The sequence below is a fragment of the Streptomyces sp. NPDC001068 genome (genome assembly GCF_042897315.1).
In the GTDB taxonomy this organism is placed as follows: Bacteria; Actinomycetota; Actinomycetes; order Streptomycetales; family Streptomycetaceae; genus Streptomyces.
Genome location: NZ_JBIAYD010000014.1, coordinates 274,188 through 292,993, shown reverse-complemented (window position 1 = coordinate 292,993; position 18,806 = coordinate 274,188). Strand labels below are relative to the sequence as shown.

15 protein-coding genes and 2 tRNA genes are annotated in these 18,806 nt (G+C 71.6%); 13 read left to right on the top strand and 4 right to left on the bottom strand.

Going from position 1 to position 18,806, the window contains the following annotated elements; genetic code table 11:
* Window positions 1–35: 35 nt before the first annotated feature.
* A tRNA-Ala gene (locus tag ACFY3I_RS35660) sits at window positions 36–108 on the top strand.
* Between the two features lie 60 nt (window positions 109–168).
* Here ACFY3I_RS35660 and ACFY3I_RS35655 read toward each other — a convergent pair.
* A complete protein-coding gene (locus tag ACFY3I_RS35655) occupies window positions 169–1,080 on the bottom strand; it encodes a helix-turn-helix transcriptional regulator (protein ID WP_365288853.1) in 912 nt (303 codons plus the stop codon).
* A 126-nt stretch (window positions 1,081–1,206) separates the two neighbouring features.
* Here ACFY3I_RS35655 and ACFY3I_RS35650 point away from each other — a divergent pair, with 126 nt between their 5' ends.
* The 3 genes from ACFY3I_RS35650 to ACFY3I_RS35640 all read left to right on the top strand — a co-directional run bounded on the left by ACFY3I_RS35650 (window position 1,207) and on the right by ACFY3I_RS35640 (window position 3,155).
* Window positions 1,207–2,676, top strand: coding sequence for an MFS transporter (locus tag ACFY3I_RS35650; protein WP_390865129.1), 1,470 nt, complete (start codon window positions 1,207–1,209; stop codon window positions 2,674–2,676).
* A gap of 68 nt (window positions 2,677–2,744) precedes the next feature.
* Window positions 2,745–2,918, top strand: coding sequence for a hypothetical protein (locus ACFY3I_RS35645; RefSeq protein WP_390865128.1), 174 nt, complete (start codon window positions 2,745–2,747; stop codon window positions 2,916–2,918).
* A 3-nt stretch (window positions 2,919–2,921) separates the two neighbouring features.
* Entirely contained in the window at window positions 2,922–3,155 is a 234-nt protein-coding gene (locus ACFY3I_RS35640; RefSeq protein ID WP_006136074.1) for a hypothetical protein, read from the top strand.
* Here the strand turns inward: ACFY3I_RS35640 and ACFY3I_RS35635 are convergent.
* Window positions 3,134–4,345: a glycosyltransferase 87 family protein gene (locus ACFY3I_RS35635; protein WP_390865127.1), complete on the bottom strand. Its 1,212-nt coding sequence runs from the start codon at window positions 4,343–4,345 to the stop codon at window positions 3,134–3,136. The two genes, ACFY3I_RS35640 and ACFY3I_RS35635, sit on opposite strands and share 22 nt — an antisense overlap.
* Before the next feature lie 113 nt (window positions 4,346–4,458).
* On the opposite strand from ACFY3I_RS35635, the gene ACFY3I_RS35630 reads away from it, so the two are divergent.
* A tRNA-Ala gene (locus tag ACFY3I_RS35630) sits at window positions 4,459–4,531 on the top strand.
* A gap of 147 nt (window positions 4,532–4,678) precedes the next feature.
* On the opposite strand, the gene ACFY3I_RS35625 is transcribed toward ACFY3I_RS35630, so the two are convergent.
* Together ACFY3I_RS35625 and ACFY3I_RS35620 are read right to left on the bottom strand one after the other, a co-directional pair.
* Window positions 4,679–6,289 carry an NADH-ubiquinone oxidoreductase-F iron-sulfur binding region domain-containing protein gene (locus ACFY3I_RS35625; RefSeq protein WP_390865126.1) on the bottom strand — a complete coding sequence of 537 codons (1,611 nt, stop codon included), beginning with the start codon at window positions 6,287–6,289 and terminating at the stop codon, window positions 4,679–4,681.
* Complete coding sequence (locus ACFY3I_RS35620; protein WP_390865125.1) at window positions 6,286–7,557, bottom strand: cytochrome b/b6 domain-containing protein; 1,272 nt, start codon at window positions 7,555–7,557, stop codon at window positions 6,286–6,288. Before ACFY3I_RS35620 ends, ACFY3I_RS35625 begins: the two co-directional genes overlap by 4 nt.
* A gap of 426 nt (window positions 7,558–7,983) precedes the next feature.
* Between ACFY3I_RS35620 and leuS the strand changes: the two genes are divergently transcribed.
* The 8 genes from leuS (at window position 7,984) to ACFY3I_RS35580 (ending at window position 18,782) form a co-directional block, all read left to right on the top strand.
* Window positions 7,984–10,863, top strand: coding sequence for a leucine--tRNA ligase (leuS, locus tag ACFY3I_RS35615; RefSeq protein ID WP_390865124.1), 2,880 nt, complete (start codon window positions 7,984–7,986; stop codon window positions 10,861–10,863).
* A 152-nt stretch (window positions 10,864–11,015) separates the two neighbouring features.
* On the top strand, window positions 11,016–11,744 hold the full coding sequence (locus ACFY3I_RS35610) for a hypothetical protein (protein ID WP_390865123.1): 729 nt from the start codon (window positions 11,016–11,018) through the stop codon (window positions 11,742–11,744).
* A gap of 72 nt (window positions 11,745–11,816) precedes the next feature.
* The gene (locus ACFY3I_RS35605; RefSeq protein ID WP_390865122.1) at window positions 11,817–12,662 is read left to right on the top strand and encodes a DegV family protein; all 846 of its coding nucleotides are present in this window, start codon (window positions 11,817–11,819) and stop codon (window positions 12,660–12,662) included.
* 353 nt (window positions 12,663–13,015) lie between these two features.
* A complete protein-coding gene (locus tag ACFY3I_RS35600; RefSeq protein WP_390865121.1) occupies window positions 13,016–13,894 on the top strand; it encodes a helix-hairpin-helix domain-containing protein in 879 nt (292 codons plus the stop codon).
* Complete coding sequence (locus ACFY3I_RS35595) at window positions 13,891–16,551, top strand: ComEC/Rec2 family competence protein (protein ID WP_390865120.1); 2,661 nt, start codon at window positions 13,891–13,893, stop codon at window positions 16,549–16,551. The genes ACFY3I_RS35600 and ACFY3I_RS35595 overlap by 4 nt, the downstream gene beginning before the upstream one ends.
* A gap of 13 nt (window positions 16,552–16,564) precedes the next feature.
* Window positions 16,565–17,410, top strand: a complete 846-nt coding sequence (locus tag ACFY3I_RS35590; protein ID WP_390865162.1) for an arylamine N-acetyltransferase — start codon at window positions 16,565–16,567, stop codon at window positions 17,408–17,410.
* 174 nt (window positions 17,411–17,584) lie between these two features.
* Window positions 17,585–18,466 carry a YceI family protein gene (locus ACFY3I_RS35585; protein WP_390865119.1) on the top strand — a complete coding sequence of 294 codons (882 nt, stop codon included), beginning with the start codon at window positions 17,585–17,587 and terminating at the stop codon, window positions 18,464–18,466.
* Between the two features lie 70 nt (window positions 18,467–18,536).
* The gene (locus tag ACFY3I_RS35580; protein WP_390865117.1) at window positions 18,537–18,782 is read left to right on the top strand and encodes a hypothetical protein; all 246 of its coding nucleotides are present in this window, start codon (window positions 18,537–18,539) and stop codon (window positions 18,780–18,782) included.
* Window positions 18,783–18,806 lie beyond the last annotated feature (24 nt).

The window sequence follows — 18,806 nt, the reverse complement described above, 5'->3', positions numbered from 1 at the left end:
TCGCCCCGCCGAGAGGAAAGACGGGAAGAACGCAAGGGGCTATAGCTCAGTTGGTAGAGCGCCTGCATGGCATGCAGGAGGTCAGGAGTTCAATTCTCCTTAGCTCCACAGATCGACACTCCACACGTTGTCGAGTTGTCAAAGATCGGTGACAGAATCCCACTCTCATCAGAGGGTGGGATTCTTGCTGTTCCACTCCCGAATGATCTCGGCGGCCTCGTCCTCGGTCACCGGCCACAGCCGCTGTCTGCGCTCCCGCAACAACGCGACCTGCTCCCGCGCACGTTCGTCCTCCGGCGTGTAGACGACGATCCGGGACTCCGGCATCCCGTCGATCGACAGCGACTGCGACGTCATCCGCACCTCGCCCACGGCCTCATGACGGAACGTCTTCACCCGCGGCCCGGGCTGCGCCACCGCGCCACTCGCCCACAGCCGGGCGAAGTACGGACTCACCCCGGACAGCGCCCGTATGAAGCCCTCCCAGGCCGGCTCACCGACATGCCTGCCGTAACTGGAACGCAGCGTCGCCACCATCACCGGCAGTTCACGCTCCCGGTGCACCACCGGGCAGGCCTCCTCCGACACCGTGAACAACGTCCACAGGACGTTCGGCGCCCCGATCCGCACCGTCTCCGGCACGAGGAACAGATCCCGGTAGGCCGGATTGGTGGCCAGCACGTCGTACCGGGACGTGTACACCACCGCGGGCAGCGGATCGAGGGCGTCGATGATGCCCTGCACCTCGGCGGCGACCGACCGGGACAACCCCTGGGACGCCGCCGCGTACGGCACCTCCGCCAGCCGGTACAGATGCTCCCGCTCCGGAGCGTCCAGCCGCAGCGTGCGCGCCACCGCGTCCAGCACCTGCGGCGACGCGTTGATCGGCCGGCCCTGCTCCAGCCACGTGTACCAGGTGACCCCCACGCCCGACAGCTGGGCGACCTCCTCCCGGCGCAGCCCCGGAGTGCGCCGCCGCAGCCCCGGCGGCATCCCCACGTCGGCCGGTGTCACCCGGGCCCGCCGGCTGCGCAGGAAAGCGGCCAGCTCGGGCCTGCGGCGGTGCGCTGTCGTCGTCATCGTCCCGTCCCCCCCGTCGTCCCGTGCTCCATCGTGGGCGCAGCGAGCGCCCGCTGCCAGGTGCTGCCAGTACCAGCATCGACGGGCTCTCGGCACCCGTACCGGCCTCTCGCCACGCTCGGTCCCATGACGACGACATCCCGGACGGGACCAGATCCCGCACCCGCTCCAATCCCTGCGAAAAGTGAAGCACCCGGCACCGACAACCGGCCCGGACTGCTTCTCGCCGTCGTCCTCGCGGCACTGTTCATGGCCGTGCTGGACGTCTTCATCGTGAACGTCGCGGCTCCCACCATCGGTTCCGGACTCCACGCCTCCGGCGCCGACCTGCAACTGGTCGTGGCCGGCTACGCCATCACCTACTCCGTGCTCCTGATCACCGGGGCCCGCCTCGGCGACCGGCTCGGCCACGGCCGGGTCCACCTCGCCGGACTGGCGCTGTTCACGGCCGCCTCGCTGGCCTGCGGCCTGGCCCAGGGCGCCACCGAGCTGATCGTGTTCCGGCTGGTGCAGGGCGCCGGGTCGGCGGTGATGATCCCGCAGGTCCTCAGCATCATCCAGCGCACCTTCACCGGCGAGGCCCGCATCCGGGCGCTCGGCGCCTACTCGGCGGTCCTCGCGGTCGGCGCCGCGGCCGGCCAGATCATCGGCGGCGTCCTGGTCGGCGCCGACCTGTTCGGCACCGGCTGGCGGCCGGTGTTCCTCGTCAACGTGCCGGTCGGCGTTGCCCTGCTCGTCCTCGGAAGGCGTGTACTGCCCAAGGGCGCAGGATCCGGCCCGGAACGGGCGCGGGGCCTGGATCTGCCCGGGCTGGCCCTGCTGGGGACCGCCGTGTCGCTGCTCACGGTTCCCCTGGTGCTCGGCCAGGAGGAGGACTGGCCGATGTGGTCGTGGCTGTCCCTGGTGGCCGCCGGCCTGGTGTTCGCGCTGTTCTGCGGCTACGAGACGCGGCTCGCCCGGCGCGGCGGCGCCCCGATCGTGGCACCCCGGGTACTGCGCCACCCCGGCATGGGTCTGGCCGTCCTCCGCATCCTGGCCGTCATGGCCGTCAACGCCGGGCTCCTGTTCACCCTCACCCTGCACGTCCAGAGCGGCCTCGGCTACGGCGCACAGCGCGCCGGACTCACCTTCGCTCCGACCGCCGTCGTCTTCGGCGCGGTCGCCCTGACCTGGCGCCGGTGGCCCGCCTCCTGGCAGCGGACGCTGACCCCGGCCGGGTTCGCGCTGACCGCACTGTCCGTCGCCGCCGTCGGACTGGTCCTCCACGACGGCGGCGACGGGGGCGTGTGGCTCTACTTGGCGTACGCCGGAGTGGGCGCGGGGCTCGCGCTGGCCTTCAGCCCCACACTCACAGGAGCGCTTGCAACCGTGCGCCCCGAGGACGCGGCGGACGCCAGCGGCCTCCTGGCGACCGTCACCCAGCTCGGCCAGCTCATGGGGGTCGCCGCGTTCGGCACACTGTTCTTGAACCGGCTTGAGTCACTTGGGCCGCCACGGGCGTATACCTCTGCGGAGGCGCTGTCAGCCTGCGCATGGGCGCTCGCCGCGACGGCGGCGGCGGGTGCCGTGTCCGGACTGGTACTGAGGCGTCGCTGACCGTATTGGTCCGGCCGTGGCAGAATCAAACGGCCGGAAGGGGGCGCGGCCCGACGGGAGGAGTAGCGATGCCTGCGAGCATCCTTGAGGAGGGCGGCCACCTCCTCGATGCGGCGTTGATACGGGACACGACCACCCGGCTGCTCTGCCCTTCCTGCGGTTCCGTCGACGTGGCCCAGGTACTGGGCGACAACGGCGGGATCTCCTACGTGTGCACGGCCTGCGGCCACAGCTGGAGCTGATCGATGGGTGCACACAGGCGGAAGTGCGACTGGTGCGGAAGCGGCACCCCGATCGTCCGCGACATGGAGCCGATCAACCCCGACTACCAGTACTGGTGCGAGGAGTGCGCGCGGGCGCTGATCATAAAAGGCGACCCGATCGAGACCTACCGTGAACTCGAGGGCGAGCCGATCTACGGCCGCCTTCTCGAGGAGCACTGCACACTCAAGCGGTTCTACTCGTTCGTCACGGCCTGAGCGCCGCCCGGCTTCGGCAACGATGTCCGGGCGAGCCCCAGGAACAACAGCCCGGTGAGCGCGTAGAGCGCCGACAGCGTCAAGTCCACGGCGTTCTGGTGCAATTCGGGCCTTCCGTGCTGGTGTGGCACCCACCACAGGCCGTACGAGCAGAAGACCAGCGCCGTGCCGGCGGCCACCGGCCGGTGCCCGCGCGTCCACATCAGCAGCACCACGGGCACGCACCACACCCAGTGGTGCGACCACGACACCGGACTGACCAGCAGCGCGGTCACCGCGCACCCGGTCACCGCCCAGCCCCGCCGGCCCCGCAGCTCCGCCGTGACCGCCACCGCGAGCCCCAGGACGGCCGTCAGAGCCGCTGTGGCGGCCCAGAGCACTCCCGGCTCGGGTGAGTGCAGCAACCGCGCCAGAACGCCGCGCAGGGCCTGGTTCGCGGTCTCCTCGGCCCGCCCCACCCGCCCCGTCCTGAACACCATCCCGGTCCAGAACCGCCACGAGTCGTACGGCAGGACGGCCGCCGCCAGCACAGTCGCCCCCGCGAAGGTGGCGGCCGCCCCGCGCGCGTGCCGCAGCCACGGTCCGCCGTCCAGGCCCCGGCGGCGCGCCGTCAGGCCCGTGACGAGCAGGAAGACCGCGAATAGGGCGGGCGTCAGCTTGACCGCGGCCGCGAGCCCGATGCCCACCCCCGCCCAGCGCCCCGGCCGTTCGGCCGGAGACCGTGACAGATCCCACAGCACCAGCACCGCCAGCAGCAGATTGACCTGCCCGTAGCGCACGGTCGTCCACACCGGCTCGCACCACACCGCCGCCGCGGCGGCCCACAGCGCGCCCTCCACGCGCGCGTGCCCGACGAGCCGCAGCGACAGGGCCACGAAAGCCACCAGGAGGACGAGGTTCCCGGCCGTCGCCAGCATCCGCAGGGTCGGGACGTCCGGCAACGTCAACGGAGTGAACAGCAGCGCCGCGAACGGCGGGTAGGTGGACGGCAGATGGGCGGCCGTCGTCCGCAACGCGTAGAGATCGCCGCCCGCGAGGACGGTCGCGCCCTCCGCCCGGTAGACCATCAGGTCGATCATCGACACGCGCGCGGCCCGCTGCGCCGCCCAGAACGCCGTGAACGACAAGAGGCAGGCTCCCAGGGCCACCGGCACCCGGCGCCGGGTATCAGGCAACGCGATCACGGTCACGAAGTCCGACACTAGCCCCCGTATCCGCGCAGAACGGAAACGATTTGGTGGTGCACCCTGTCGACCGTGTAATGTTGGCGTCGCCGCCAGGGAAACCGGGCGGAACGAAACACGGGGCTATAGCTCAGTTGGTAGAGCGCCTGCATGGCATGCAGGAGGTCAGGAGTTCAATTCTCCTTAGCTCCACAGAAGTCGAAGGCGGACCATCCGAACGGATGGTCCGCCTTCGACGTTGTCGTGAAGACATCCGGAAACAGAAATCCGGAAACGTGCGCGAAGTGTTGTGCGGGCCACCCGACCGGGTGGCCCGCACAACAGTGGTGTCGGGTGGGATCAGCGGCCGAGAGCGCGGCGGCCACGGCCCTGCGAGAGGACCGGCAGGTTCTTGGTCGGCGCCTGGGAACGCGTGTCCTCCTCGAGACGCAGAGCGAGCGCAGGGCAGCGGCGCACCGCACGCAGCGCCTTGGCCTCCGCGAAACGCGGCACCTTCGCCTGCGCCACCGTCGGGAAGCCGTCCGCCCCCAGCTCGAAGACCTCCGGCAGGATGTCCGCGCACAGCCCGTGGCCCCGGCACAGCGTCCAGTCGACGTGGATCTTCTGACGGCTGCCGCCGGCCTCCTCGGGCTCCGCGCCGCCCGGGATGCCCGTCGGCGTCTTGCCGCCCTCGAACAGCGGCAGAACGCCCTCCACGGGGCGTCCGCAACCGTTCCCGAGGACATGCGCGGCCAGATCGTCGGTGAACGCCTTGATCGTCGACTCCAGGAACATCGCGGAGCCGTCGGGATGCGAGCACGCGCCGCGCCGCTTCACGTTCTTGGCGACCTGCTTGAGCGCCTCGAGGGCGGCCGGTCCGCCGCCGTTGAGGATGTCCTCCATGCCGCGCGCGGCCGCCGGCAGACCGAGGTAACAGGGACCACACTGTCCCGCGCTCTCCTCCGCCAGCCACTGGGCGACCCGCAGCGACTCGCCCAGCGGGCACGTGTCCTGCGTGATCGGCAGGATCGCGCCCGCGCCCAGCGCACCACCCACCGCGTCCAGGGAGTTCCGGGAGACGATCGCCTCGTTGACCGTCGCCGCGTCGATCCACTTGCCGTGGTACCCGCCGGTCAGCACACCCTGCGGCACCGGCGGAGCCCCGGCCAGCTGCAGCACGTAGCGCAGCGGCACACCCGTGGGCACCTCGATCACCATGGGGCGGGCGACCGCGCCGGAGACCGTCAGCATGACGGTGCCCGGCTCGTCGTACAGACCGGTGTTGCCGTAACGCTCCGGGCCGATACGAGCGGCTATCGCCAACTGCGCGAACGTCTCCGCGTTGGACAGCAGCGTGGGCGCGCCGCCGACACCGTTCTGGGAGGCGCTGCTCTTGCGGCCGGGCGGGATCGCCGGACCGCCGTCGATCGAGCGGACCAGCGACGCGGCGGCACCGGTGACCATACGGACCGGGTTCCGCTGCACGAAGGCCTTCAGAGCCGAACGGCGACCGGTGCTCAGCCCCCGTTCGGCGAGCGCCTGCTCCATGGAGCGCTGCGTCGACTCCCGAGTCACCCCCACCACGAGCGTGCGGGCACCCAGCGCCTCGGCGCACAGCAGCGCGCCGTCCAGGATCAGATGCGGGGCACGGTTGATCAACACCGTGTCCTTGCGGCAGGCCGGCTCGTCCTCGCTGCCGTTGACGACGACCACCGGCCGGACACCGCGCTTGATCGCCGCCTCGGCGACCGAGCGCAGCTTTTTGTGGAAGGGGAAGCCCGCGCCGCCGCGGCCCTTCAGATTGATACGTTCGGAGAGCTGCGCAAGCTGCTCCCCGCCCAAGGGCTCAAGTGGCCCGTGCACCTTGAGATGCATGGGCAGATCGAGTCTTTCGACAAGGTCGAAACCCGACGTGAGCTGCGGAAGGCCGACCACGCGGACTTCTGGGACGTCGGGCAGGGCCTCGTTCACCTATAGCCTCCGGAAGGCGTGTTCCAAGGTTCGCCCGAACCCGGTGCGTCGTAGGACGCGCCGGGCGCTGGTTCGTTGGCGGGACCGCTGTTGTACGTGTCATTCGAGTTGTACGTGCCATAGCGGGCGTTCGTCTCACCCGTGTCGTACACGTCACGTCCGCCTGTCCCCGTGGTGCCCGGATTGCCATAGGTCGGGATGTTGTATCCGGTGTCCTGGAGCGGGTCGTAGGCCGACCGGGGCGCCTCGCCGACCGGCGGGGGAGAGGGGACCGGCCAGCTGCCCGAGGTGCTGCCGGGGCCGTCCATGCGGGGGAAGGTCTCGGTGGCCTGCAGATCCAGCCGCTCCATGCGCGCGGTCTGGCCGGCGGCGAACGGCGACTGGGGCTGGCCGGGCGTGGACGTGGCCCGGTAGGCGGCCGCGAAGCCGGAGGCGGGGTCGGGAGCGGGTGCGCCGGACGGGAACAGCGGGTTGGGCTGCGGGGCCCTCGATCCGCGCTCACGTCCGCCGTCGTAGCCCGTCTGCCCTGACTCGCCCATCCGGGCCCGGCTGGCGTCCAGATCGTCCAGTTCGGGGCGCTCCGAGCTGCCCAGGATGGAGACGAGGCGGTCGGCGACCTTGCGCTTGAACGGGCGAGGGGCGGCGCGCAGCGCGAGTGCGGCCATCACGCCGACCAGGCACAGTTCGTACGAGATCATGAAGAAGGGCTTCGCGGCGCGGCCCGCGAACAGGCCGTGGATCAGCGCGGCGCACCAGGCCGGGTAGGCCAGCATGTGCATGGCCCGCCAACGGGCCGCCACCACGGCGGGGGCGGCGAAGTTGCTGCGCAGGGCGCCGGTGACGCCTACGAAGATCATCAGCAGTCCGGCCAGGGAGCCGAGCCCGATCAGGCCGGCGCTTCCGGTGACGCCGAGCGAGAACGGGATGATCGCGGCGATCACCACGGTGTGATCGAGAGCGATCTTCGTGACGATGTGCACCAGCAGGAACGCGATCGAGGCGACCGCGGTCGTCCGGTGGACCGCCTGGCCGACGATCCGCTGGCGGGTGTTGAGGAAGATGCGGTCCTGTGCGACCAGGCCCCAGATCACCGAGCAGCTCAGCGAGACGAGCGACAGCACGCCCGCGCCGAAGTTCAAGAACGACTGGAACTGGCTGCCTCCGGTCAGGACGACCACGGGTATGAGCAGCAGAACGACAGCGGACGCCACCCCCCAGACCGAACGGCCTGGCTTGGGGAGCGAGCTGTTACTACGACGAGGGTTCATGGGGGCAACTCCGAGCAGTTCGGGAAAGCGGTCCCGGTGCCGCAGCCTAAGTGGCGCCATACCGATCAGTACGAGGTTTGAGTTATTGCGTTGTTATCAAAGGGCAATGTGGGTCTGGTGGTGTCCCATAGGGGTTGTTACGCGAAGTAAGTTTTGAACGTGGTTCAACTCTCGTCCCGGTTGTCGCCTTAGACGTACGTGTCAACCGTTGATACGTAAGCGCGTCGCGGCTTGCTCAAGCGCTGCGGTACCCTGACGCCATGCGTGCCGTACGCCTTCTGCTTAGCGGGCCGCGCTGATCAGTACCGACCGCCGGACCAAACGGCCGGTCGGCATCGGCGCGGCGTCCCCTCCTGTGCGAGGGGATTTTTCGTTTCTAGAAAATCACAGCCGCAGGCAGAGACGATCGATGGAGCTTTGAGGATCATGAGCGAGACGAACCCCGCTGCCGCCGCCACGTCGGCGGAGGCCGCGCCGCACCGCTACACGGCCGCTCTGGCCGCCGAGATCGAAGCACGCTGGCAGGACTTCTGGGACGCCGACGGCACCTACGCCGCTCCCAACCCCACGGGTGACCTGGCGGGCGACCCCGAGCTGGTCGCCAGGCCCAAGAAGTTCATCATGGACATGTTCCCGTACCCGTCCGGGGCCGGACTGCACGTCGGCCACCCCCTGGGGTACATCGCCACCGACGTCTTCGCCCGCTTCCAGCGGATGAACGGCCACAACGTCCTGCACACCCTGGGCTTCGACGCCTTCGGCCTGCCCGCCGAGCAGTACGCCGTGCAGACCGGCACGCACCCGCGCGTGTCCACCGAATCCAACATCGAGAACATGAAAGCCCAGCTGCGCCGGCTGGGCCTGGGCCACGACAAGCGCCGGTCGTTCGCCACGATCGACCCGGACTACTACAAGTGGACCCAGTGGATCTTCCTGCAGATCTTCAACTCCTGGTACGACGACGAGGCGGGCAAGGCCCGCCCGATCTCCGAACTGATCGCCCAGTTCGAGTCCGGTGAACGTGCCGTACCGGGGCACACGCGCGCGTGGAACGAACTGACCGCGGTCGAGCGCGGCGACGTCCTGGGCGAGTTCCGGCTGGCCTACGCCTCCGACGCACCGGTCAACTGGTGCCCCGGCCTGGGCACCGTGCTGGCCAACGAGGAGGTCACCGCCGACGGACGCTCCGAGCGCGGCAACTTCCCCGTCTTCAAGGCCAAGCTGCGCCAGTGGAACATGCGCATCACCGCCTACGCCGACCGCCTGCTGGACGACCTGGAGGCGCTGGACTGGCCCGAGGCGATCAAGCTGCAGCAGCGCAACTGGATCGGCCGTTCCGAAGGCGCCCGAGTCGACTTCCCGATCGACGGCGAGAAGATCACCGTCTTCACCACGCGCCCCGACACCCTGTTCGGCGCGACCTACATGGTGCTGGCCCCCGAGCACCCGCTGGTCGACACGTTCGTCCCGGCCGCCTGGCCCGAGGGTACGCACGACGTGTGGACCGGTGGTCATGCCACGCCCGCGGAGGCCGTGGCCGCCTACCGCGCCCAGGCCGGTGCGAAGTCCGACGTGGAGCGGCAGGCCGAGGCCAAGGACAAGACCGGCGTGTTCACGGGCGCGTACGCGACCAACCCGGTCAACGGCGACAAGGTCCCCGTGTTCGTCGCCGACTACGTGCTGATGGGCTACGGCACCGGCGCGATCATGGCCGTCCCGGCCGGCGACCAGCGCGACTTCGAGTTCGCGCGCGCCTTCGAGCTGCCGATCGTCTGCATCGTCGAGCCGACCGACGGCCGCGGCACCGACACCTCCACCTGGGAGGAGGCCTTCGCCTCGTACGACGCGAAGATCATCAACTCCTCCAACGACGACATCAAGCTGGACGGCCTGCCGGTCGCGGAGGCCAAGGCCCGCATCACCGAATGGCTGGCCCGCAAGGGCATCGGCGAGGGCACCGTCAACTTCCGGCTGCGTGACTGGCTGTTCAGCCGGCAGCGCTACTGGGGCGAGCCCTTCCCGATCGTCTACGACGAGGACGGCGTCGCGCACGCGCTGCCCGAGTCGATGCTGCCGCTGGAACTGCCGGAGGTGGAGGACTACTCACCGCGCACCTTCGACCCGGAGGACGCGGACACCCACCCCGAGACGCCGCTGTCGCGCAACGAGGAATGGGTCAACGTCACCCTGGACCTGGGCGACGGGCCGAAGAAGTACCGCCGCGAGACCAACACCATGCCCAACTGGGCCGGTTCCTGCTGGTACGAGCTGCGCTACCTGGACCCGCACAACGACCAGCAGCTGGTCGACCCGGAGATCGAGCGGTACTGGATGGGCCCGCGTCAGGGCATGCCGCACGGCGGCGTCGACCTGTACGTCGGCGGCGCGGAGCACGCGGTACTGCACCTGCTGTACGCCCGTTTCTGGTCGAAGGTGCTGTACGACCTGGGACACGTCTCCTCCGCCGAGCCGTTCCACAAACTGTTCAACCAGGGCATGATCCAGGCCTACGTCTACCGGGACGGCCGCGGATTCCCGGTGCCCGCCGCCGAGGTCGAGGAGCGCGACGGCGCGTTCTACCACGAGGGCGAGCAGGTCAGCCGACTGCTGGGCAAGATGGGCAAGTCCCTGAAGAACGCGGTGACTCCGGACGAGATCTGCGCCGAGTACGGTGCCGACACACTGCGCCTGTACGAGATGGCGATGGGTCCGCTGGACGTCTCCCGGCCGTGGGACACGCGTGCGGTGGTCGGCCAGTTCCGGCTGCTGCAGCGGCTGTGGCGCGTCATCGTCGACGAGGCGACCGGAGAGGTCACCGTCACCGAGGACGCTGCCGGTGAGGAGATGCTGCGCGCTCTGCACAAGGCGATCGACGGTGTCCGTCAGGACCTGGAGGGCCTGCGGTTCAACACCGCCATCGCCAAGGTCACCGAGCTGAACAACCACCTGACCAAGGCGGGCGCCGCGGTGCCGCGCGCGGTCGCGGAGCCGCTGGTGCTGATGATCGCGCCGCTGGCACCGCACGTCGCCGAGGAACTGTGGCGCAGGCTGGGCCACACCGACTCGGTCGTCCACCGGGACTTCCCGGTCGCCGACCCGGACTACGTCATCGACGAGACCGTGACCTGCGTCGTGCAGATCAAGGGCAAGGTCAAGGCGCGACTGGAGGTGTCCCCGGGCATCTCCGAGGAGGAGCTGGAGAAGGCCGCGCTGGCCGATGAGAAGGTCGTCGCCGCACTGGACGGTGCGGGTATCCGCAAGGTGATCGTCCGTGCGCCGAAGCTGGTGAACATCGTCACGGCGTGATCGCTTCGGGCCGCTTCCGGGCGGTCCCCTACGGGCAGGTTCGGGGTTTTTCCGGAACTCCGGGCCTGCCCTTTGCGTTTACCGTTGAAGAGGGCGGCCGCCCCCGCCGTGCTCGGATGCGGTCGGGTGACCGGGAGCCGAGGAGGAGCACCGTGGAAACAGTGATCGCCGTATTCGCCGTGCTCTTCCTGCTGTTCGCCGCGGGTGGGGCATACCTCACGTTCAAGGCGATCGGTGCCGCCAAGCGCGGTGTGGACCGCACCATCACCCAGGCCCGCAGGACGGTCGAGGACCACACGCTGCGCGCCAGGTCGATGGTCCAGATCGGCCCGGCGGCCGAGATCGCCCAGTTGCGGCTCGCCCTGCGCACCTCGATGCGAGCCACCCAGGACGCGTTGGACGCCGGTGTCGCCGAGGACGAGTCGCTGAAGGAGTCCCTCGGCCTCTTCCAGCGGCTCAGCGCGCACGGGCACGAACTGGACGGCGAACTCAGGCGCCTGGAGGCGGAACCCGACCGGGCCACGCTCGCCGCGCGGCTGCCCGACCTGCGTCGGCGCACCACCCGCATCACGGAGTCCGCCGACGCCCTTCGGTGGGCCGTGCGGGACCGGGCCCACCGGTTCGCCGACGACGACCTGGACAGCCTGAGCACACAGATCGACGTCGAAGCGGACGCCCTGCGGCACTGGACCCGCCCCGCCCCCGCGGCCGACACCCCGCCGGGGCCCGAGGCCGCCGCCGGCCAGGGCGACCGTCAGACCTGGCCCGAGGCACCCCGGTCCGCCCCGGACGGGGTACCGGCGCAGCCCGCGATCACGCCGCCCGGACAGCGTCAGACCTACCGCTGGCAGAAGAAGCCGAGGCCGGAGAGCACCACTTGAGGCGGCCGGTCTAGGCCGGGGCGCGCGGGGGCGGGCTGCCGCCCTCGGGCTACGCCAGGTAACCTCCAGCTCATGTCCCGCCATGTCGCGATCGTCACCGATTCAACGGCCTACCTGCCGCCGCGGACGATGGAGCGCCACGGCATCACCGCTGTGCCCCTGACCGTGGTCCTCGGTGACCGGGCGCTCGAAGAGGGCACCGAGATCTCGACACGCTCCCTGGCCCAGGCTCTGCAGAAGCGGCGCTCCGTCACCACCTCCCGGCCCAGCCCCGAGGTGTTCGCCGAAACGTATCGCAAGGTCGCCGAGTCCGGCGCCACCGGCATCGTCTCGCTCCATCTGTCCGCCGAGCTGTCCGGCACCTACGACGCGGCGGTCCTCGCGGCCCGTGAGGCACCTGTCCCGGTGCGGGTGGTGGACACCGGGATGGTCGCCATGGCGCTGGGTTTCTGCGCGCTCGCGGCGGCCGAGGCCGCGGAGGCGGGCGGCACCGCCGACGAGGCCGTCACGGCGGCGGAGAAGCGCGCTGCCGGCACCACGGCGTACTTCTACGTCGACACCCTCGACTACCTGCGCCGCGGCGGCCGTATCGGTACGGCCCAGGCGTTGCTGGGTTCCGCGCTCGCCGTGAAGCCCCTGCTCCAGTTGGACGGCGGCCGGATCGAGCTTCTGGAGAAGGTGCGGACCGCGTCCCGGGCCATCGCCCGCCTCGAGGAGCTCGCGGCGGAGCGGGCGGGCGGTGCCGAGGTGGACATCGCCGTCCACCATCTGGCCGCCCCCGACCGGGCCTCGGCTCTCGCCGAGCGACTGCGGGCGAGGGTGCCGGGGCTGCGCGAGCTGCATGTGAGCGAGGTCGGTGCGGTGATCGGCGCGCACACCGGGCCCGGCCTGCTCGGGGCGGTCGTCTCACCGCGCTGACCCGTGGATCGGAGAGCGGCGACCTCGCGGTCCTCACCCGTGTGGGTGGCGGAGTTATCCACAATCGGGTCGTGATCCACCGAACTTGAGCAAGATCATCGCGAATCGGCGAAGAGCTCCATCCTCGTCGCATGGCACTTCGATCACGCTCACACGAGACACATGCGACCAGTGGCCCCGGCCGGGGCCCCGCCTCTGACGGCCGCACCCGTAACCGCAGGCCCGCGGTCCGGGTCCGCGCCCGTCGCCGCCCGGCTCCCGCGGAGGAGCTGCGCCGCCGGGCGGAACTCCTCTTCGGCGCCCGCGGAGTCATCCGGCCGGAACCGGACCACGGACCCCCGCACGGGGGGACGGTGACCGGTACCGGAGCTGCGGCCGGACTCACCGCGGCCACCTCCGGGGTCCGCGCCGCCGTGTCCGGAGTGCGTACCGCCGCGGCCGTCCTTTCCACCGCGGCTGCCGTGATGTCCTCGGCTCGCGTGCTCGCCGACGAGGACTCGGCCGTGCGCCGGCCGGTGCTTCCCACCGTGCGGGCCCGGTTCGGTCTCGCCGTCCGGGAGCGGATGCCGGTGTGGCTGCAGACCCGCTGCGGGCTGGAGCGCCGGGGCGCGGTCGCCCTCGGGGTGGTTCTCGTCGTGGCCGGAGCCCTGGCCGTACAGCACTTCTGGACGGGCCGCACCGAGACGGTGAGCGCCCCGGAGGTGGTGCGCGCCGAGGCACCCTACGGGAAGAGCGAAGAGAAGCCGCCGACCCCGGGCGCAAGCACCGTCGCGGCGTCCGCCGGGCCGGCGGGACACGGCGGCGAGGTCGTCGTGGACGTCGCCGGGAAGGTGCGTGAGCCGGGGGTCCACTCCCTGCCGGCCGGATCCCGGGTCACCGACGCGCTGCGGGCGGCGGGCGGGGTGCGGCCCGGCACCGACACCGCGGGACTCAACCGCGCCCGCTTCCTGGTGGACGGCGAACAGATCGTCGTCGGGGGCCCCGCCCCGCCGGCCGCCTCGGGCCCGGTGGCGGGCGGGGCGGCGGGAACGGGAGCCGCAGCTCCGGTCTCCCTGAACACGGCGACCGTCGACCAGCTCGACGCCCTGCCCGGGGTCGGTCCGGTGCTGGCCCAGCACATCGTCGACTACCGGACCGAGCACGTCGGGTTCCGCTCGGTGGACGAACTCCGACAGGTCAGGGGCATCGGCGACCGCCGCTTCTCCGACCTCCGGGATCTGGTACGGCCATGACCACCTCGGCCGGCGGAGCACCGCCGGGATCCAGGGCCCTGCCCCCGGTCGCACGGACCGGCCCGGGCAGGCGGTCCAGGACCGCGACCGGCCGGCCGGACCCGCCGGCAGACCTGCGACTGGTGCCGCCCGCGCTGGCCGCCTGGGCGACGGCGGCACTGACCCTTGACGCACCAGTGGTGTGGACGGCCGGGACCGCCGTCGGCTGCCTGGTCGCCGGAGTGATCCTGCTGTGGCGGAGCCGGACGAACCGCCGCATCGGCACGGTGCCCGGCAACGTCCCCGCTCGCGGACGGCACCCAGCGGTGACCGTCGACCCGGCCGTCGATCCGCAGGGCCTCCGCTCGGGCACGGTGATCCGTAATCCTTCGGCGCTCGCGCCTACCTGGCGGAACGCCTCCGTCGGCGCGCTGCTCCTCTGCGTCGCAGGGGCCGCCGCCTCCGCGGGGCTGCACGGGGCGGACGTGCGCCGGGGGCCGGTGCCCGCGCTGGCCCGCTCCTACGCGACCGTGACCGCGGAGGTGGAACTCACGGGCGACCCGTGGGTCAGCAGGCCACGGGTGCGAGGAGACCATGCCACGCCGGTCGCCGTGCTGGTGCGCGCCGAGGTTCGGCGCGTGGACAGCGTTGAGGGGCGGGAGGTGAGGACGCGGTCGCCGGTGCTGATGGCCGTCGGCCCGGGTGTCCGGGCGCCCGGTGGCGAGGGGCGTGCGCGGTGGCTCGGGCTGCTTCCCTCCACGCGGCTGCGGGTGAGCGGGCGGCTGGCGCCTGCGGCGGCCGGCGGGGACCCGACCGCGGCGATGCTGCGGGTGCGGGAGTGGCCGGCCCCTGTGGTGGTGGGCGGACCCGACGGGCCGCAGCGGCTGGCCGGGCGGTTGCGCGCCGGGCTGCGGGAGGCGACCGAGGGGCTGCCCGAAGACGCGCGGGCGCTGCTTCCCGGGCTGGTCGTCGGCGACACCTCGCGGATCACACCCGAACTGGACGAGGCGTTCGCGGCGACCGATCTCGCACACACCCTCGCGGTCTCGGGCAGCAACCTCACCATCCTGCTCGCCCTGCTCATCGGCCCGCCGGGGCTGGCCCAGAAGGCGGAGCGGCGCGGTCTCGCCCCGCGTATGGGGCTGTCGCTGCGGTCGACGGCGCTGTTCGCGTCGGCGCTCACCCTCGGTTTCGTGGTCGTGTGCCGGCCGGACCCCAGCGTGCTGCGTGCCGCGGCCTGCGGAGGCGTCGCCCTGCTCGCCCTGGCGACGGGCCGTCGCAGGTCCCTGATCCCGGCGCTGGCCACGGCTGTTCTCCTGCTCGTGCTGTACGACCCGTGGCTGGCGCGCAGTTTCGGTTTCCTGCTGTCCGTGCTGGCCACCGGGGCGCTTCTGGTGCTGGCGCCCGGCTGGAGCGAGGCGCTGCGGCGGCGCGGGGTGCCGGAGCGGCTGGCCGAGGGGCTGAGCGCGGCTGCCGCGGCGCAGGCGATGTGCGCGCCGGTGATCGTGGTGCTGGCGGCGCGGGTGAGTCTGGTGGCGGTGCCGTGCAATCTGCTGGCCGAGGTCGCGGTCGCGCCGGCCACGGTGCTGGGGTTCGCGGCGCTCGCGGCGGCACCGGTGGCGATGCCTTTGGCCAAGGTGCTGGCGTGGTGCGCGGGTTGGCCGGCGGGGTGGATCGCGGCGATCGCCCGGACCGGGGCCGCGTTGCCGGGTGCGGCGGTGGACTGGCCGGGGAGCTGGACCGGGGCGCTGCTGCTGGCCGGGGTCACGGTGGTGGTCGTACCGCTGGGGCGGCGGTTGCTGCGGCATCCGTGGTGGTGCGGGGCGCTGGGGTTGCTGCTGGCGCTGCTGGTGGTGCGGCCGGCGCCGTTGACCCGGGCGATCACCGGCTGGCCGCCGCCCGGCTGGCGGCTTGCGATGTGCGATGTCGGGCAGGGGGATGCGACGGTGCTCGCCGCCGGCGACGGCACCGGCGTGGTGGTGGACACGGGGCCCGACCCGGCACCGGTCGACCGCTGTCTGCGGGAACTGGGCATCACCCGGGTCCCGTTGGTGGTCCTGACCCACTTCCACGCCGACCATGTCGGAGGGTTGCCCGGAGTGCTGCGCGGACGGACGGTGGCGCAGATCGAGACGACAGGGTTCGAGGAACCCTCGGAGCAGGCCGAGTTCGTACGGAGGGAGGCGGCCGAGCACCGGATCCCTGTCACGCGTGCGGTGGCCGGGGAGCGGCGTACCACCGGCGGGCTGGACTGGCAGGTGCTCTGGCCGCCCCCGGACCCGGCACCGGCGCCGGACGGGCCGAACGACGCGAGTGTCGTGCTGCTGGTCCGTTCGGCCGGGCTGCGGATGCTGCTGCTCGGCGACCTCGAACCCGCGTCCCAGCAGGAGTTGATGAGATCACCGGCGGCCGCCGGACTGGGCCGGGTGGACGTTCTGAAGGTGGCCCATCACGGGTCCGCGTACCAGGATCCGCAGCTGCTGCGCCTGGTGGCGCCCCGGGTGGCGCTCATCTCGTGCGGGGCGGACAACCCGTACGGGCATCCGGCGCCGGACACGGTGGCGCGGCTGCGGGCCGTCGGGGCGGTGGTGCTGCGGACCGACCGGGACGGGGCGCTCGCCGTGACCGGCGGCCGTGAGGGGAGGGAGGCGGGGGAGTTGGCAGTGGCGCGAGACTGAGGGCATGAATTCGGTGAACAGTGCGCGGATCGACTCCTACCTGCGGCGGCTCGGGGCCGCCCGTCCGGCCCGGCCGACCGCGGGGGTGTTGCGCGACCTGCATCTGAGGCATCTGCGGACCGTGCCCTTCGAGAACCTGTCGGTGCACCTCGGCGAGGAGACCGTGCCGTCCGAGGAGCGGCTGCTGGACAAGGTGACGGGTTCGGGCCGCGGTGGTTTCTGCTACGAACTCAACGGTGCTTTCGCCGCGTTGCTGACCTCCCTCGGATTCGAGGTGACCCTGCTGGCGGGGCGGGTGTACGGGGACGAGGGGCGGCTCGGGATCCCGTACGACCATCTGGCGCTGCGCGTCGGGACGGTGGACGGCGGTGAGTGGCTCGCCGACGTCGGGTTCGGTGCGCACAGCCACTTTCCGCTGGCGTTCGCGGAGCGGGGTGAGCAGGCGGATCCGGGCGGTGTGTTCCGGATCACCGAGGCCGGGCCGCACGCCGCGGGGGCCGCTGGTGGGCCGGGTGCGGCGGGTGGGGACCTGGACGTGCTGCGGGACGGGAAGCCCCAGTACCGGCTGGAGGTGAGGCCGCGGACGCTCGAGGACTTCACGGCCGGGGCGTGGTGGCACAGCACCTCGCCGGCGTCCCATTTCACGCGGTCGCTGGTGTGTTCCCTGGTCACCGGGGACGGCGGGCGGATCACGCTCGGCGGTCGGACGCTGACGGTGACGACCGCGGACGGAACGCGTGAGGTACGGGAGTTGGAGGGCGACGACGAGGTGCTCAGGGTCTACCGGGAGCGGTTCGGGATCGAGCTGGACCGGGTCCCCGAGGTCGGCGAGCCGCGCGGTGCCGCCCGGAACAGCTGATTCGGGCGGCGGCGGGAGAACGCGGTATTACGGCCCCTAACAGGCTACTCATGGGTAGTTCAGGCGCATGCGCTGGTTTCCCGTGATGTGGGCCCGAGTTGCCCCGAAAGCCTCACCAGTGATCGAATGTTTCTTCGGCAACGGGTGATGGCGAGGCGTACAGGGGTGGCGTGGATGTTCGGCGGCTTGAAGGGGAACCGGACGAGCCGGGCGCAGCGGATGGGGCCCCTTGCCGCGGTGCACACTCCGCCCGACGCCGGAGTGCTGAGCTGCAGGGTGCTCGATCCGGTGAACGACCCGGTGACGAACGCCGAGTTCACCGTCACCGACACGCTCGGGCGCATGGTGGTCAGTGGCGGCGTGGATCCCTACGGATCGTTCATGACGACCCTGCCGGCCGGGGAGTACCGGCTCGCGGTGTCCGCCGAGGGGTTCGCGCCGTACCGGGCCGTCGCGCAGGTCGGTGAGGGCTCCCTCGCCTCGCTCGGTGACGTCACCCTCCAGGTCGCCCAGCCGCCGGAGATGCCGGCGCCGGGGGACTGGGAGATCGAGCCGACACACTCCTCGATCGCCTTCACCGCCCGGCACATCGGTCTGGCCCGGATCCACGGGCGGTTCAACTCGTTCGCGGGCGCGGTACGGATCGCCGACCCGATGGAACGGTCCGCCCTGCATGTCGTGATCGACGCCGCGACCATCGACACCGGCGTGCGGATGCGCGACGACCATCTGCGGTCGGCGGACTTCCTGGACGCACCGCGGTTTCCGACGCTGGAGTTCTACGGCGACCGGTTCGCGCACCGCGGTGGCACCAGGTGGGCCGTCACCGGGGCGCTGTCCCTGCACGGCGTGACCCGTACGGTCACGCTCGACACGGAGTACCTCGGACTCGGCAACGGCATGGAGGGCGAGGTACGGGCGGCCTGCCGGGCCACGACCGAACTGCACCGGGACGACTTCACCGTGAGCTGGCAGACGATGCTGGCCCGCGGGATCGCGGTGGTCGGGCCGAGCATCCGCATCGACCTCGACGTGCAGATCGTCCCCAAGGGCTGAGCCGTCCGCCACTGACCGCCCCGGCCGCTCCGGCTCGTTGCGGCCTGCCGCGGTGTCCGAGAATGGTGCCGTGAGCGATGTGAGACATGTGCTGGTACTGCCGGACCGCGACGCCGCCCAGGAGGCCGCCGAGGCGCTCGGGGAGCGCTTCGGGACCGGTGAGGAGCCGCGGCTGGTTCGGGAGGCCCTGGCGGGGGAGGACGACGCCGAGGACGCCCAGTGGCTGCTGCTCCTGCGCGACGCGGAAGGGCGGCTGGACCCGGCCGAGCTCGACGAGTTCGCTGGCGAGTGGGAGGGGTGGCGGGAGGAGCCGTAGCGGTGACCGGCCGCGTTGTCAGTG

Excerpts from the sequence above, each read along its gene's own strand:
- ACFY3I_RS35640 (WP_006136074.1), top strand. The coding sequence starts at position 2,922 with ATGGGTGCACACAGGCGGAAGTGCGACTGGTGCGGAAGCGGCACCCCG.
- ACFY3I_RS35655 (WP_365288853.1), bottom strand. The coding sequence starts at position 1,080 with ATGACGACGACAGCGCACCGCCGCAGGCCCGAGCTGGCCGCTTTCCTG.
- ACFY3I_RS35620 (WP_390865125.1), bottom strand. The coding sequence starts at position 7,557 with ATGAACCCTCGTCGTAGTAACAGCTCGCTCCCCAAGCCAGGCCGTTCG.
- ACFY3I_RS35645 (WP_390865128.1), top strand. The coding sequence starts at position 2,745 with ATGCCTGCGAGCATCCTTGAGGAGGGCGGCCACCTCCTCGATGCGGCG.
- ACFY3I_RS35605 (WP_390865122.1), top strand. The coding sequence starts at position 11,817 with ATGTCCCGCCATGTCGCGATCGTCACCGATTCAACGGCCTACCTGCCG.
- ACFY3I_RS35585 (WP_390865119.1), top strand. The coding sequence starts at position 17,585 with ATGTTCGGCGGCTTGAAGGGGAACCGGACGAGCCGGGCGCAGCGGATG.
- ACFY3I_RS35595 (WP_390865120.1), top strand. The coding sequence starts at position 13,891 with ATGACCACCTCGGCCGGCGGAGCACCGCCGGGATCCAGGGCCCTGCCC.
- ACFY3I_RS35650 (WP_390865129.1), top strand. The coding sequence starts at position 1,207 with ATGACGACGACATCCCGGACGGGACCAGATCCCGCACCCGCTCCAATC.
- leuS (WP_390865124.1), top strand. The coding sequence starts at position 7,984 with ATGAGCGAGACGAACCCCGCTGCCGCCGCCACGTCGGCGGAGGCCGCG.